This is a genomic window from Acidithiobacillus sp. YTS05, assembly GCF_024396695.1.
Lineage (GTDB): Bacteria > Pseudomonadota > Gammaproteobacteria > Acidithiobacillales > Acidithiobacillaceae > Igneacidithiobacillus > Igneacidithiobacillus copahuensis.
The window spans coordinates 59,174-74,154 of sequence record NZ_CP094359.1; the positions used below are offsets into that span (position 1 = coordinate 59,174).

The 14,981-nt window shown below is 59.6% G+C and carries 15 protein-coding genes; 14 read left to right on the top strand and 1 reads right to left on the bottom strand.

Annotation, left to right across the window (positions count from 1 at the left end):
- Positions 1-17 precede the first annotated feature (17 nt).
- The 11 genes from MQE22_RS00240 to glmS all read left to right on the top strand — a co-directional run bounded on the left by MQE22_RS00240 (position 18) and on the right by glmS (position 10,165).
- A complete protein-coding gene (locus MQE22_RS00240) occupies positions 18-413 on the top strand; it encodes an ATP synthase subunit I (protein WP_226827225.1) in 396 nt (131 codons plus the stop codon).
- A 3-nt stretch (positions 414-416) separates the two neighbouring features.
- Entirely contained in the window at positions 417-1,166 is a 750-nt protein-coding gene (atpB, locus tag MQE22_RS00245; RefSeq protein ID WP_215872118.1) for a F0F1 ATP synthase subunit A, read from the top strand.
- Between the two features lie 44 nt (positions 1,167-1,210).
- Positions 1,211-1,465 carry a F0F1 ATP synthase subunit C gene (atpE, locus tag MQE22_RS00250; protein WP_215872117.1) on the top strand — a complete coding sequence of 85 codons (255 nt, stop codon included), beginning with the start codon at positions 1,211-1,213 and terminating at the stop codon, positions 1,463-1,465.
- 44 nt (positions 1,466-1,509) lie between these two features.
- Positions 1,510-1,989, top strand: a complete 480-nt coding sequence (locus tag MQE22_RS00255) for a F0F1 ATP synthase subunit B (protein ID WP_215872116.1) — start codon at positions 1,510-1,512, stop codon at positions 1,987-1,989.
- Between the two features lie 11 nt (positions 1,990-2,000).
- Positions 2,001-2,540: a F0F1 ATP synthase subunit delta gene (locus MQE22_RS00260; RefSeq protein ID WP_215872115.1), complete on the top strand. Its 540-nt coding sequence runs from the start codon at positions 2,001-2,003 to the stop codon at positions 2,538-2,540.
- A gap of 14 nt (positions 2,541-2,554) precedes the next feature.
- Entirely contained in the window at positions 2,555-4,099 is a 1,545-nt protein-coding gene (gene atpA / locus MQE22_RS00265; protein ID WP_215872114.1) for a F0F1 ATP synthase subunit alpha, read from the top strand.
- A gap of 9 nt (positions 4,100-4,108) precedes the next feature.
- On the top strand, positions 4,109-4,975 hold the full coding sequence (gene atpG, locus MQE22_RS00270) for a F0F1 ATP synthase subunit gamma (RefSeq protein ID WP_215872113.1): 867 nt from the start codon (positions 4,109-4,111) through the stop codon (positions 4,973-4,975).
- Positions 4,976-5,003: 28 nt separating this feature from the next.
- Complete coding sequence (gene atpD / locus MQE22_RS00275) at positions 5,004-6,413, top strand: F0F1 ATP synthase subunit beta (RefSeq protein WP_215872112.1); 1,410 nt, start codon at positions 5,004-5,006, stop codon at positions 6,411-6,413.
- Between the two features lie 11 nt (positions 6,414-6,424).
- Positions 6,425-6,844 carry a F0F1 ATP synthase subunit epsilon gene (locus MQE22_RS00280; RefSeq protein WP_226827228.1) on the top strand — a complete coding sequence of 140 codons (420 nt, stop codon included), beginning with the start codon at positions 6,425-6,427 and terminating at the stop codon, positions 6,842-6,844.
- A gap of 84 nt (positions 6,845-6,928) precedes the next feature.
- Positions 6,929-8,308 (top strand): bifunctional UDP-N-acetylglucosamine diphosphorylase/glucosamine-1-phosphate N-acetyltransferase GlmU, encoded by a 1,380-nt coding sequence (gene glmU / locus MQE22_RS00285; RefSeq protein ID WP_215872110.1) that lies wholly within the window; start codon positions 6,929-6,931, stop codon positions 8,306-8,308.
- Between the two features lie 21 nt (positions 8,309-8,329).
- Positions 8,330-10,165: a glutamine--fructose-6-phosphate transaminase (isomerizing) gene (gene glmS / locus MQE22_RS00290; protein ID WP_215872109.1), complete on the top strand. Its 1,836-nt coding sequence runs from the start codon at positions 8,330-8,332 to the stop codon at positions 10,163-10,165.
- 308 nt (positions 10,166-10,473) lie between these two features.
- On the opposite strand, the gene MQE22_RS00295 is transcribed toward glmS, so the two are convergent.
- The gene (locus MQE22_RS00295) at positions 10,474-11,370 is read right to left on the bottom strand and encodes a LysR family transcriptional regulator (RefSeq protein ID WP_248885511.1); all 897 of its coding nucleotides are present in this window, start codon (positions 11,368-11,370) and stop codon (positions 10,474-10,476) included.
- 84 nt (positions 11,371-11,454) lie between these two features.
- Between MQE22_RS00295 and MQE22_RS00300 the strand changes: the two genes are divergently transcribed.
- The 3 genes from MQE22_RS00300 to MQE22_RS00310 are packed head-to-tail and all read left to right on the top strand — an operon-like array spanning position 11,455 to position 14,964.
- Positions 11,455-13,020, top strand: a complete 1,566-nt coding sequence (locus MQE22_RS00300; RefSeq protein ID WP_255789880.1) for an MFS transporter — start codon at positions 11,455-11,457, stop codon at positions 13,018-13,020.
- Positions 13,017-14,441 carry an efflux transporter outer membrane subunit gene (locus MQE22_RS00305; RefSeq protein ID WP_255789881.1) on the top strand — a complete coding sequence of 475 codons (1,425 nt, stop codon included), beginning with the start codon at positions 13,017-13,019 and terminating at the stop codon, positions 14,439-14,441. Before MQE22_RS00300 ends, MQE22_RS00305 begins: the two co-directional genes overlap by 4 nt.
- Positions 14,434-14,964, top strand: a complete 531-nt coding sequence (locus MQE22_RS00310; protein WP_255789883.1) for an HlyD family secretion protein — start codon at positions 14,434-14,436, stop codon at positions 14,962-14,964. Before MQE22_RS00305 ends, MQE22_RS00310 begins: the two co-directional genes overlap by 8 nt.
- The last annotated feature ends 17 nt before the right edge of the window (positions 14,965-14,981 follow it).

A 14,981-nucleotide genomic window follows, 5' to 3' on the forward strand; every position in this document is an offset into this window, starting at 1 on the left:
AATTTGCGGTGAGGCCGATGTCAGAAAAATCAACCATGGCCTCCTGGGCATTTTCGGCCTATGTCGGTCGAGTTGCTGCGTGGGTACTGGTGTTGGCTTTGCTCGCTGCCGTCATCTGTGGGTGGCTCTGGAATGCGCGAGAGGCCTGGGCCATTCTCTACGCCGCCTTATTGAGCGTATTGAACATGCTCATTTTGGGAAGCCGCCTCTTGGCGCTCCCCGCTGCACCGGCTGCCGCCAGCGCGCGGCTGGGTGCGGCGGTGCTGCAGCGCTGGGTGCTCACCATCTTGGGCTTGCTGTTGGCACTGGCCTGGTTGCACCTGCCGATCGTCGGCTTGGTCATCGGTCTTTTGCTTGCACACTTTGTGTATTTAGGCTTCATGTTGCGCGAGCGCAGCAAGAAAAGGAGATGAAACGTGGCATCTGGCGATATCGCCCATCACCTGGTCAACTGGACGGTTGGTCAGGGATTCTGGACCTTCGATCTCGATACCATTCTGATTGGTTGGGTAATGGCTGCCATCCTGGTAATCACCTCCATGGTGGTCGGTGCCCGCCTGCAGCGGGGAGCCCCAGCCGGAATGCAGGCCTGGCTCGAAGGAACCGTAGAATTTATCGATAAGCTGGTTACCGATAGTTTTCCGGTGCGCGATCCCCTGATTGCACCGGTGGCGCTAACGGTATTCGTGTGGATCCTGCTGATGAACAGTATGGACGTGATTCCTGCCTATCTGCCTGGAGTTGTCGCCGGTTGGTTTGGGCTCGAGCACTTCCGCATCACGCCTACCGTAAATTTGAACACCACCTTTGCGGTCGCGTTGGCGGTCTTTGGGCTGACCATTTTCACCAGTCTGCGCGTGAAGGGGTTTGCATACTTCAAGACCTACCTCACCCATCCGTTCGGCAAGTACCTGGCGCCCATCAACATCATCATGACGGCGATTGAAGAAATCACCAAGCCCCTGAGTCTGGGTTTGCGACTCTTTGGCAATATGTTTGCTGGCGAGCTGGTATTCCTGCTTCTCGCTCTCTTGCCGTGGTGGGGTACCCTGATCATGGGCGAGGTCTGGTCGCTGTTCGAATCCCTCATCATTATGCTCCAAGCCTTTATTTTCACCGTGCTGACGGTTGTGTACCTGGGCATGGCCAATATGCAGGACCACTAATTCCACTTTTCTGCTTTATTTTGACATTCTGAGGAGTCTTTACCATGGACGCACATACCATCATCGTTGCAGCAACTGCCATCGCCGTGGGTATCATCTTTGGTGCCGCCGGTCTCGGCTCGGCCATTGGCTGGGGTTTGATCACCTCCAAGACCATCGAAGGCATTACCCGTCAGCCGGAGATGCGCCCGCAGCTGCTGGTCAACACCTTCATCTTCGCTGGCTTGATGGAGTCTTTCCCCTTCATCATTCTCGCCTTTGGCTTCTGGTTCCTCTTCGCCAACCCCTTCGTCGGCTAATGCCCCTGGCCGGCTGAGCCGGCCTCCGTGCAAGAGAGGACATCATGAATCCAGTAAGTATCAATGGAACGCTGATCATCCAGCTGATCACCTTCGTGATCTTGGTGATTTTGCTCTACAAGTATCTTTATGGTCCGTTGCGTCGGGTAATGGACGATCGCTCGACAAAGATTGCGGACGGTTTGGCTGCCGCCGAGCGTGGTCAGGAAGAGCTTGACCTTGCGCAGAAGCGCGCTGCCGAAATTCTTCGGGAAGCGAAAGACAAAGCGAGCGAAATCATTGCTCTGGCCGAGCGGCGCGATATCGAGATGCGTGAAGAAGCGCAAATCAAGGCGCGGGAAGAGGCGGATCGCATCATCGCCGCAGCCCGCGCGGAGATCGAGGTCGAAGGCAATCGCGCCCGCGAGCAGTTGCGTGGTGAAGTTGTGCGCCTGGTGGTGGACGGCTCGCAGCAGATTCTGCATCGGGAAATCAACGCTGAAAATCATCGCGACATCGTTGATCGCATGGTTGCCCAGCTCTGACGGAGGCGACGATGGCAGATTCTACTACCCTGGCGCGGCCCTACGCTGAAGCCCTCTTCGAGATGGCCTCAGCGGGTGCGGTAACGGCTGCTTGGGATGATGCGCTGCAGGCCCTCGCCTTCTGGGTCGAGGATGCAGACGCGCGCGCCTTTCTCGCCGATCCAGAGCGCCTGGATGCCGACAAGGTGGCCTTGCTCGCAGGTATCTCGGTCGCCGTCGACAACGAGGCTTGGGCGCGCTTCGTCCAGCTGCTCATCGATAACGAGCGCTGGTCTCTTTCCCGAGAAATCGCCGAGCTCTTCCGCGCCGCGGTGCGACGTGCGAAAGGGGAACTCGATGTCTTGGTTACCAGCGCATACGCTTTGGACGACGATCAGAAGGCGGCGGTAGCCGCTGCGCTGGAACGCCGGCATCCCGGTATGCACGTGATCTTGCGGGAGGCGGTAGACCCTGATCTCCTGGGTGGTCTGGTCATCCGCGCCGGTGATGAATCCATTGACGCATCCGTGCGCGGCCAGTTGCAGCAACTGGCGCAAAATCTTCGCAATTGAATTGAGGAAATGGCATGCAACAACTGAATCCTTCGGAAATCAGTGACCTGATCCGCACGCGGATAGCGGGTTTCGAGGGGCGGGTGGAAACCCGCTCACAGGGAACGATCACCAGCCTGAGCGACGGGATTCTCCGCATTCACGGCCTGGAAGACGTGATGTACGGCGAGATGCTCGAGTTGCCGGGGGGTAAGTATGCCCTCGCGATGAATCTGGAGCGTGACAATGTCGGTGCCGTGGTATTGGGCGAATTCTCCGGCCTAGAAGAAGGGGACGTCGTCAAATGCACCGGTAAGGTCATGCAGGTACCGATTGGCAAGGGTTTGCTGGGTCGCGTCGTCAACTCCCTGGGTCAGCCCCTGGATGGCAAGGGCCCGGTCGAGGCGGAAGAGTACGATGTCCTCGAAAAGATTGCTCCCGGCGTCATCGATCGCCAGAGTGTGGATGAGCCCATGCAGACGGGAATCAAGGCAATTGATGCCATGGTCCCGGTCGGACGCGGGCAGCGCGAGCTGATCATCGGCGACCGCCAGACCGGCAAGACGGCTGTCGCGGTAGACGCCATTCTGAACCAGAAGGGGCAGAACGTCTTCTGTGTGTATGTCGCCGTCGGGCAGAAGGCGTCCACAGTGGCAAGTGTGGTGCGCAAGCTCGAGGAGTACGGCGCGATGGAGTACACCATCGTGGTCGCTGCCAACGCCTCGGATTCTGCGGCAATGCAGTACCTGGCACCATATGCCGGTTGTACGATGGGCGAGTATTTCCGTGATCGCGGCATGGATGCCCTGATCATCTACGACGATCTCAGCAAGCAGGCCTGGGCCTATCGGCAGATCTCCCTGTTGCTGCGCCGTCCGCCAGGTCGCGAGGCCTACCCGGGTGACGTGTTCTATCTGCACTCCCGCTTGTTGGAGCGCGCAGCGCGCGTCAACGCCGACTTTGTGGCAAAGAAGACCAACGGCGCGGTACAGGGAAAGACCGGCTCTCTGACCGCATTGCCGATCATCGAGACCCAGGCGGGCGACGTGTCTGCGTTTGTGCCGACCAACGTCATTTCCATTACCGACGGTCAGATCTATCTCGAATCCGATTTGTTCAATTCCGGCATTCGCCCGGCTATCAATGCGGGCCTTTCGGTTTCCCGCGTCGGCGGTGCAGCGCAGACCAAGGTCATCAAGAAGCTTGGCGGTGGTATTCGTCTGGACTTGGCGCAATACCGCGAGCTCGCGGCGTTTGCGCAGTTTGCTTCAGATCTCGATGAGATCACGCGCAAGCAGATCGAGCGCGGCAAGCGCGTAACAGAGCTACTGAAGCAGGATCAGTATTCGCCGATGTCCGTCGCTGAGCAGTCCATCGCACTGTTTGCGGCCAGCAGTGGCGCCCTGGACGACGTCGAGGTCGCCAAGGTCCGGCCCTTTGAGAAGGCGTTGCTTGCCTATATGCACTCCAATCATCAGGCGACCGTCGATGCCTTGGAAGCCAAAAAGGCACTAACCGACGAGATCAAGGCGGAATTGGATGCAGCGTTGAAGCAATTCAAGTCCACCGCGAGTTATTAAGGAACGGCAATGGCAAAGGCGAAGGAAATCAACGCCCAGATCAAGAGCGTAAAAAATACGCGCAAGATCACCAAGGCCATGGAAATGGTCGCGGCGAGCAAGATGCGCCGCGCCCAGGAAAGGATGGCGGCATCGCGGCCCTATGCCGACAAGATCCGCGAAGTGCTGGCGCATGTTGCGCAGGCGCACCCTGAGTACCAACATCCCTTTCTCGCCGAGCGGCCAAGAAAGCGGGTTGGGTTTCTGCTGGTCAGTTCCGATCGCGGTCTTTGTGGGGCACTGAATGTAAACGTCCTGCGCATCGTTGTGCAGCAAATGCACGACTTGCAGAGTCAGGGTGTAGAAGTGCAGGTGGCTGCGATTGGCAACAAGGGCGTTGGGTTTCTGCGGCGTCATGGTGCGCACCTTTCTGCGGAACTCACCGGCATTGGCGATCGGCCCGGCCTGGCGGATATGGTCGGCCCGATTCGGGTGATGACCGACGCCTATCGGAATGGCGAGATTGACGCCCTGTACCTGATTTCCTCACGCTTCATCAATACCATGTTGCAGCGGGCGACCCTGGAGCAGGTCTTGCCGGTGAAGAAGCCGGAGGAAAAGACGGTGGTGACAGGCGAGCGTTGGGATTACATCTACGAGCCAGAAGCGCGACCGGTACTGGATCATCTGTTACAGCGCTACGTGGAATCGGTCATTTACCAGGCGGTAGTCGAGCATTTGGCCTGCGAGCAGAGCGCTCGGATGGTGGCGATGAAAAACGCCTCAGACAATGCCAAGCGGCTCGTGGGCGAGTTACAGCTTGCTTACAACAAGGCGCGTCAGGCGGCAATCACGCAGGAAATCGCGGAGATCAGCGCCGGCGCCGCGGCAGTGTAAATTTTTGGATTATTTGAGGATGCAGAGCATGAGCGAAGCGCAAGTTGCAGATCAGGCCGTTGGCCATATCGTCCAGGTCATCGGGCCGGTGATCGACGTCGCCTTCCCCCGCGGGCAGGTGCCGGAAATCATGGAGGCGATCGTCGTTGAAGACCGCCATCTTACCATCGAAGTACAGACCCAGTTGGGTGATGGGGTAGCTCGCGGCATTGCCATGGGGTCCAGTGAAGGCTTGAAGCGCGGACTCTCCGTCCGCCGCACTGGGGCGCCGATCAGCGTCCCCGTGGGCCATGAAACCCTGGGACGCATCATGGATGTCCTGGGCGATCCCGTGGATGGTAAGGGACCGGTGCAGACGCAAGAGCGCAAGGCGATCCACCGCCCAGCGCCGTCCTTTGACGAGTTGGCGGCGAGCACCGAGGTCTTGGAAACCGGCGTTAAGGTCATCGACTTGGTCTGTCCTTTTGCCAAGGGTGGCAAGGTCGGCCTCTTCGGGGGCGCGGGCGTGGGTAAGACGGTGTTGATGATGGAGTTGATCCGCAACATCGCCATCGAGCATACGGGTTACTCCGTATTCGCCGGGGTCGGCGAGCGGACCCGCGAGGGCAATGACTTCTATCACGAAATGACCGAGTCCAGCGTTATCGACAAGGTGGCGCTGGTGTACGGACAGATGAACGAGCCACCAGGCAACCGTCTGCGCGTGGGTCTTACCGGCTTGACCATGGCGGAGCATTTCCGCGATGAAGGTCGCGACATCCTGATGTTTATCGACAACATCTTCCGCTATACCTTGGCGGGCACCGAGGTTTCTGCGCTGCTCGGACGTATGCCATCGGCGGTGGGTTATCAGCCGACCCTGGCCGAAGAAATGGGCAAGCTGCAGGAGCGGATCACCTCTACCAAGGTCGGCTCGATCACTTCGGTGCAAGCCGTATACGTGCCGGCGGACGACCTCACCGATCCATCTCCGGCAACCACCTTCGCCCATTTGGATGCGACGGTGGTGCTGTCGCGACAGATCGCCGAGCTGGGCATCTATCCGGCTTTGGATCCTCTGGATTCCTTCAGCCGTCAGCTCGATCCCCAGATCGTTGGTCAGGAGCACTACGACGTGGCGCGTTCCTGTCAGAAGACTTTGCAGCGCTACAAAGAGTTGCAGGACATCATCGCCATCCTCGGTATGGACGAACTTTCTGCCGAAGACAAGGTGCTGGTGGGACGAGCACGGAAAATCCAACGCTTCCTGTCGCAGCCGTTCTTTGTTGCCGAAGTCTTTACCGGTAGCCCGGGCACTTACGTTTCGCTCAAAGAGACCATCCGTGGCTTCAAGGCGATTGTCAATGGCGAATATGACCATCTGCCCGAGCAGGCCTTTTACATGGTCGGCACCATCGATGAAGCGCTGGCCAAGGCGCAGAAGCTGCAGCAAGGCTGAGAGCTATGGCCATGACCATCGATGTGCGGGTAGTCAGCGCGGAAGGCAGCATCTACGAAGGCACGGCGGATATGGTGATCGCACCGGGGCAGATGGGCGAGCTGGGTATCCTTCCCCGCCATGCCCCGCTGCTCACCGGGCTGCGTCCGGGGGAGCTGCGCATCAAACACGGTGCCGAGACCGAGTATCTCTTCGTAAACGGCGGCATCCTCGAAATCCAGCCCGACGTGGTAACGGTTCTGGCGGATTCCGCAGAGCGTGCCGCTGATATCGATGAGGCGAAGGCCAAGGCTGCCAAGGAGGCGGCAGAGGCGCGCATCGCCAATCAGGTGGACGAGCTGGATTATGCGGCGGCGCAAGCGGAGCTGCTCGAGCAGGTCGCACGCCTGCGCACCCTGCAGCGTCTGCGTGAGCAGGGTATCCTGCGCTAGCCTTTTGGGCGGTCTTTTCCCGCGCAGCTTGTCGAAGGCCCCGACGCAGTAGCGTAGTGGGGCCTTTGTTTTTGGGGGAATCATATGACAATCGACATCGTCATCCTGGCCGCTGGCAAGGGCACGCGCATGCGCTCCTCGTCGCCCAAGGTGTTGCAGCCATTGGCGGGTAAGCCATTACTGGCGCATGTACTCGATACGGCGCGGACGCTAGCGGGAAACCCGCGGGTCCACGTCGTTGTTGGTTACGGCGCGGAGCTGGTGCGGGCGAGCTTTGCGCACGATGGCGAGATCTGTTGGCACCATCAAGAACGGCAACTCGGCACCGGCGATGCCGTACGCCAGGCCTTGCCAGCTCTGCAGGAGGCCGAGCGGGTGCTGGTGCTGTATGGCGACGTGCCGCTACTGCGTGTCGAGACCCTACAGCAGTTTCTGCATGGCGTGCCAGCGGATGTCCTCGGGCTCTGTACCGGGGACCTGACTGACCCCCAGGGCTATGGTCGAATCCTTCGCTCCTCGCGAGGGGAGGTCCTGGGGATTCGCGAGGAGCGTGACTGCAGCGTAGAGGAGCGGCTGCTGCGGGAGGTCAATCTGGGCATCATGCTCCTCCCCGCGAGTCGTCTGGCTGACTGGCTAGCGCGCCTTCAGCCCAGTAACGCGCAGGGAGAGTACTATCTTACGGACTTGGTGGGCTTTGCACGTAGCGACGGCGTCGCGGTGCACGGCTTTCGCCTGCCGCAACCGGAGGAGGCCCTGGGGGTGAACGACCCCGCCCAACTCGCCTTTGCGGAACGCTTCTACCAGCGCCGGCAGGTGGAGGCCCTGCAGCGTGCCGGGCTGCGCTGTGCCGATCCTGCGCGTCTGGATCTGCGCGGTGAACTTCACTTTGGCATGGACTGCTGGCTGGAACCGGGAGTGATCATCGAGGGCAAGGTCTCGCTCGGGGATCGTGTACGCGTCGGTGCTGGCGTGATTCTGCGTGACTGTACGATCGGCGACGATGTGGAGATTCTCCCCTATTCGTTATTGGAGGAAGCGCGCATTGGCACGGCGGCCCGTGTCGGCCCGTTTGCCCGCATTCGGCCAGGAAGTGACATCGGCGCGCGTGCCCATGTCGGCAATTTTGTGGAAACCAAAAAGGTCCTTCTGGGAGAAGGAAGCAAGGCCAATCACCTGAGTTATCTCGGCGACGCAGAGATCGGCAAGGGCGTGAATATTGGTGCGGGCGTGATCACCTGCAACTATGATGGCGTACACAAACATCGCACCGAGATTGGTGACGATGTTTTCGTAGGCTCTGATACGCAGCTGGTGGCTCCGGTTTCTGTGGGAAAAGGTGCCACCATCGGTGCGGGAAGCACCATCACCAAGGCGGTACCGGAAGGTGGCTTGACTCTTAGCCGGACGCCACAAAAGACGATTCCACACTGGCAGGGTCCCAAAAAATCCTGTACACCATCCTGAACGAGCCGGAGGACCGGAGCAATGTGTGGAATTGTTGGTGGAATTGCGGCAGACGATGTGGTCCCAGTCATTCTCGAGGGCTTACGGCGTCTGGAGTACCGTGGCTACGACTCGGCCGGCCTGGCCTTTGTCGACGCGCAGGGTGAGTTGCAGCGGCGGCGCAGCGTCGGGCGTGTCGCGGAGCTGGCGGCGTTGCAAACCAAGGAAGAGTTCCGAGCCACGATCGGCATCGGCCACACCCGTTGGGCGACCCATGGCGGGATTGCTGAGCACAATGCCCATCCGCTGATCTCCCATGACGAGATTGCCGTAGTCCACAATGGCATCATCGAAAATTATCAGAACTTACGCAGTCGTCTGCAGTCCCTGGGCTACCGCTTTACTTCCGAGACCGATACCGAAGTCATCGCCCATCTGGTGCACTGGTATCGTCAGCAGCTTCCTACCCTCCTTGCGGCGGTACAGGCGGCCAGTCGTGAGTTACAGGGTGCCTACGCCTTCGCCGTGCTCAGTCGGCGCGATCCGCAGGAGCTGATACTGCATCGCAAGGGTTGTCCCCTCTTGTTGGGCATCGCGGCGCAGGGACACTTTTTTGCCTCAGATGTGGCGGCACTGTTGCCGGTGACACGGCGGGTGATCTATCTCGAAGATGGCGATTTTGCCCGGCTCCAGCAGAATGCGTCATCTCTGCAGGATGTCGAGGGAGTGCTGGTACAGCGGGAAGAGCATTGGAGCCAGTTGAGCTCGGCCGCCATCGACCTCGGACCGTACCGCCACTTCATGCAGAAGGAAATCTACGAGCAGCCGCGCGCCGTCGCTGACACCCTGGAAGCGGCGCTGGATGGGGATTTTTCCATCGACCAGTTGTGGGGAAAGGGGGCGGCGGAGCGACTGCAAGAAATTGATCGCGTCCTGTTGCTGGCCTCGGGAACCAGTCATTATGCAAGCCTGGTGGGGCGCCAATGGATCGAGTCCATTGCGGGCATTCCGGCAGCGGCAGAACTTGGACACGAGTACCGCTACCGCGAGAGCATTCCCGATCCGCGCCAGCTCATCGTTACCCTGTCGCAGTCCGGTGAGACCCTGGATACCTACGAGGCGCTGCGGCACGCGCAGACCTTGGGGCATCTGCACACCCTGTCGATCTGCAACGTCGCGGAGAGTGCCATCCCGCGAGCGTCGGCCCTGCGGTTTCTCACTCGCGCCGGACCGGAAATCGGCGTCGCGTCGACCAAGGCCTTTACCACTCAGCTCGTTGCCCTCTACCTGCTCGCCCTCAGTCTCGGCGTGCTGCGTGGCCGGGTAGATGCGACCGCATTGCATACGCATCGCGAGGCCTTGCGGCAACTGCCGGGCAGCCTGCAGCAGGCCCTCAATCTGGAACCCCAAATCCAGCTCTGGGCGAATCGCTTTGCCGACAAAGAACATGCCTTATTCCTCGGCAGGGGACTGCACTATCCCATTGCCCTGGAGGGAGCGCTGAAGCTCAAGGAGATTTCCTACATCCATGCCGAGGCTTACCCTGCCGGCGAGTTGAAGCATGGGCCCCTGGCGCTGGTCGATCGGCAGATGCCCGTGGTGGTGATTGCCGCCAACGATCAGCTCTTCGAGAAGGTCGCTGCCAACATGCAAGAGGTCCACGCCCGTGGTGGGCAGCTCTACGTCTTTACCGATCTCGATAGCCACTATGAAGGCGGAGAGGGGGTGCATGTGATTCGCCTTCCCCGCCACGCCGGGCTGCTGTCACCCGTCCTCCATGCCATTCCGGTGCAGCTTCTCGCCTACCACGCCGCCCTAGTGAAGGGTACCGACGTCGACCGCCCGCGCAACCTGGCAAAGGCCGTGACTGTCGAGTAACTACCGGTATCCGAGACGAGCGACATGTTCGCAGGCAATAAAGTTTGCTCATGGGTAATAAAGTTTGGACATGGGCAATAAAGTTTACTCATGAGTGGCCTGTGTCATGGCCCAAAGTTCACCAAGCAGGATGGTTTGCGAGGTAGCTTCCACAGGCGCTGCCTGCGTCTGATCGTTGCCAAGCACGTTCTTGCGGGATATCCTCACGACTAACGTATGACGGCTTGAGACTGAAAGCGGTCATTTCGATCTTTCTAGGAACGCGCCTAGTGGGCCCAAAATGCTTCCTTCCCATCGCCTTGGTTTTTTTATTTGGCTGGGTTCAGGTACTCTAAAAAACGTGCGATGGTATGAGAGCGATAGGGGATTTTGGGGGCGACCAGATATAGGGTCCAGTGGATCGGGTCGCCAACCCGGCGACTCTCGATTGCCCAATCTGGGCGATGGCACAAGGCGGTGCTGGTGATAAAGCCGATACCCAGCCCGGCCGCCACGGCCGTTCCCATGGCTTCGACACCGTTGACTTCGATACGAATGCTGGGTTCGATACCAATTTTGCGGAACTCTTGCAGGATACGCTGGCGAATGCCCGATTGCTCTTCCCGCCAGACCAGTGGTTCGCTCGCCAAATCCGCTAAATCCAGCTTAGGCTTTTCCGCAAAGGCGTGCCCCCTGGGGAAAATGGCAAGAATCTCGTCCTCGAGCCAAGGGCTAGCCTCATAGTGGGGCGGCAGCCCCGTCATTGGTGTGCCCTCTTCGAGAAAGAAGAGATCCCAATCCAGCAGAGAATACTGAGACCAATCCGTGATTCCTCCGCGCAATTGCAGTTCCACCTCGGGGTAGTCCTGCCGAAACCGCACGAGATACTGGGGCAGAAAGTAATTGGCTACGGTATTGGTGGCGGCGATCTTGAGAACGCCTTCCTGCAACTGCCGCCGGCGCTGCACCATGTCTGACCATTCCCGCTTGAGATCCCGAAGGCGGCGTGCAGGAGCGAGGTAGGCTTCCCCCGCTGCCGTTAGGCGAACACCGCGACCCATCCCGTAATAGAGGGGCTCCCCGGCCAGTTCCGTCAGTCGCTGCAGTCGTTCACTGATGGCTGGCTGACTCCGGTGCAGGATTTGCGCGGCTTTGCTCACGCTGCCGCTCTCTGCCAGAGCGAGAAAGGTCTCGAGGAGTTCCAAGGAAGGAGTAGATATCGCCATAGCTGATAGTTTCTATCATAACTTCCTATTGGTCCGATAGCTTTGCCATTGCTAGGCTCCGCTCTGGATTTTTGCAGAGCTGCCATGTTTCACATCCTTCATCGCCAGTTACAAAGTGCCAGCGCGTATTCGGCTTCCAACCGATTTCTGGCGGTAAACCTAGCCATTGGCCTGGAGCATTTCCTGGTCCTCTTCAATGGTGGTGCCTACCTGCCAATGATCCCCCGGGTCATTGGCTCCTTGGGGCGCAATATGATCTATGGTGACTGGACCCAAGACCTGTACTTCCTGGCTTTGGGCTTAGGCCTGCCTCTGGGGCATTGGGCCAGCCAACGTTTTGGCAATCGCAATGGCCTACTCTTTTGTTTAGCAGCCATTTTTTTTGCGTCGCTGATCAATGCTACAACGCGCGAATATGTGCCGTTTTTGGCCGCTCGCATTGTCGCCGGCCTCGCTGGGGGGCTGAGTATCCCCCTTTCCCTCAACCTGCTCTTGCGCCACTACCACAGTGACCGGCGCGACCATGGCTTATTTCTTTGGGGCATAGCCGCCATCACGCCCTTTGCCATTGGGCCTTTTCTTGGGGGCTGGATTGACGATGCGTGGGGCTGGCGGTGCTTGTTCCTCCTCAATCTGCCCATTCTGCTGATGAGTTTTCTGGGAATATGGCTGTGGGAGCCGCCGGAGCGCCAAGGGGAACGGCCATCGATGGATTGGTTGGGCTATGCCCTTTTGGTGGCGAGCCTAGTAAGCCTGCAAACGCTTTGCAATCTGGGGAGTAAAGACGACTGGTGGCGCTCGTCGGAGATTCGCCTGCTGACGATGCTGACTCTGGTGTTGGGGGGGGCGACCGTCTGGTGGTTGCGGCGACAGACCCTGCCAGCGTTGGATTTGCACAGTTTTCGCTATGTCAATTTTCGCGTTGCGGCCCTTGGCGTTTTTCTCACCGCGCTGGCATTTCAGGGTACGCTGGCGTTACTCATCGTTCAGTATCAGCTCAGTTTTGGCTTCAGTGCTCGTGCCATTGGCGAGCTTCTTCTCAGTATGGCCATTTTTGCACCCGCAAGCGCCACCTTCTCTCACTGGTATCTGGGCCGCCACGATCCGCGCCCACTGGCGCTCGTTTCCCTGCTCTTGCTCAGTGGGGCGGCTTGGTGGCTTTCCAGCTACGACCTTCCGGTCTCGCCTAGCAGCCTGGTCGAGGCGCCCATGCTAGTGGGTTTGGGTCTTGGTGGGGCCTTTGCTGCCTGGGCACGGATCGGGCTTTGGGGGCTTTCTGGCCCATCGGAGCAGCGTGCTGCCGTCGCGTTGAATCTTCTCCGCAGCACCGGTCAGGCCATGGGAATTCCCCTCGTAGCAGCCCTGTGGGAACGGCGTTTGGATCTCCATCGCCATTTTCTGGTAGAGGTGCAGGGCAGCAATCTGCTCTTTTGGCATGCCGCCGAGCGCCATTTTGCCAATGTCCCCGGCCTGCTCGCGGCGTCGGTACGACAACACGCCGCCATGCTCGCCTTCAACGAGATTTTTTACCTGGCTGCCGGGATTTTTGGCGGGCTGGCCCTGTGGAGCCTGCTGTCACGAGCGCCAAAGGAAAAGAGTCCCGAGAGTGTTGCGGAGCAAACGGCCATTGCCGAGCTGGTGGAACCATGAAGATACGTTTTGCATCGACGATGCTGTGCTTCTCGCTCGTGGTGAGCGGCTGCGCGCGCTTGCCTGAGCAGCTACCCGACAATCCGAAAGACAAGGTGGATTTGCACATTCCCAGACCCATCGGGATAGCAACGGCACCCTGGCCCGCCCAAGAGTGGTGGCGGAGTGCGAAAGACCCGGGGCTTGACCGTCTGGTACAGATCGCTTTCGAGCGGAATCCAGATTTACGAGCCGCAGCTGCAAAGGTGCTGCTGGCGCAAGCCGATGTCGGCGCTGCGCGATCACGGCTCTTACCCCATTTCGATGCCAATTTCGCGTTCACGCAGCAATATTTCTCGGCCCAAGGTCTGCATCTCAACGCCAATGGCACGAGCAATACCTTTGGCGCACTCAATCCCATCGACATCCGCTATCACGTCGATCTCTGGGGACAAGATCGCGATCTGGTGCAGGCAGCTCGCGGACGCCTGGCCATGAACCAGGCGGAGGCAGCTCAGGCACGGCTCTTGGTCAGTACTGCGGTCGTCGTCCAGTATTTCGCTTTCGAAGGTGACCGACGCTTGCTCCAGCAGACAGAACATCTGCACTCCCTGCAAGAGCAGGCCAAGGCCGTGGCTGTGGGCGGTTTTCAGCAAGGCTTGTTCAACGCCAGCCAGATCCATGCCGAAGATTTAGCCCTAGCCGAGTCCGCCCAGCGCATCGCCAAGCTGCGAGCGGCCATCGCTACCGAGGAGCATGCCCTGGCCGCACTCTGCGGCGAAGGACCCTCCATGACGATAGGGTCCGCTACCATAACAACGCAGGCGCTCACCCCAGCACTGGGGTTGCCGAAGGATCTCCCATTGCGACTGCTCGCTCGGCGCCCCGACATCGTCGCCACCTGCTGGGCAGTGCAAGCGGCAGCGGCGGAGGTTGGGGCGGCACGGGCTGCCTTCTACCCAGACATCAATCTTCGTCTGCTCGCCGGTTGGAACAGTATCCACCTGGGCGATCTGTTTGACCCGGGGAATTTCGCTCATGCCGTCGGCCCGGTCATTACGTTGCCGATTTTCGAGGGAGGTGCCCTACGTGCCCACCTGCGGGCCCAGAATGCGGTGTTTCTCGCCGCCCAGGATCGCTATCGGCGCACCCTCCTGGCAGCTTTACGCGAAATTGCCGATCGCCTGAGCACGGCGCAGAAGCTAGAACGCCAAGAACAGGCCGAACACCGCGCCGCGGCAGCGGCGCAGGCACAGTGGGAGTTGCGCCAGCAAGCTTGGCGCCAGGGTCTGAGTGACGCTCTGCCCAGTATCGCGGCAGAAATCACCTGTGTTCAGGTTCGCCAACGGCAAACTGCCATCGCCACCGCACGTTGGCAAAACTGGGCTCTACTGGAATCCGCCTTGGGCGGAGGATATCGACAAGCAACAAAGGATGACTGAGGTGCCAGAAGACCTTTCCCAAACACCTATTCGTTCCCGTCGCAATTACCTCGTATTTGGCCTCATCCTCGCCTTGCTGCTGATGGGGTGGGCGGCGTGGTGGGTGCTGGTGGGCAGTCAGCGTATTGCTACCAACGATGCCTACGTGGAGGGAAATGTCACGCCCGTCCAGGCGCAAAGCGCGGGTACGATCCGGCGGGTATATGTGGAAAACACCGAATACGTGCGCGCCGGCACCATCCTTGCGAGTCTCCAGGGAGACCGCAGTCTGCTGGCTCTGCAAGCCAGCGAGGCCGCCTTGGGACGCACGGTGCGACAACTGCGTCAGGAATTTGCCGCGGTACAGGAAACCCAAGCAAAACTCCGCGCCCAACAGGCACAATTGACGAAGCTTCGCGATGATCTCCAGCGGTATCGTGGCGCGCAGGCGAGCGGCGCCGTAGCCACCATTCAGATTGCCAATACTGTGCAAGACGTAAACGCGCTACAGGCAGAGATCGCCGCAACGGCGGCCAAACTCTAGGCAGCACAAGCACTGGT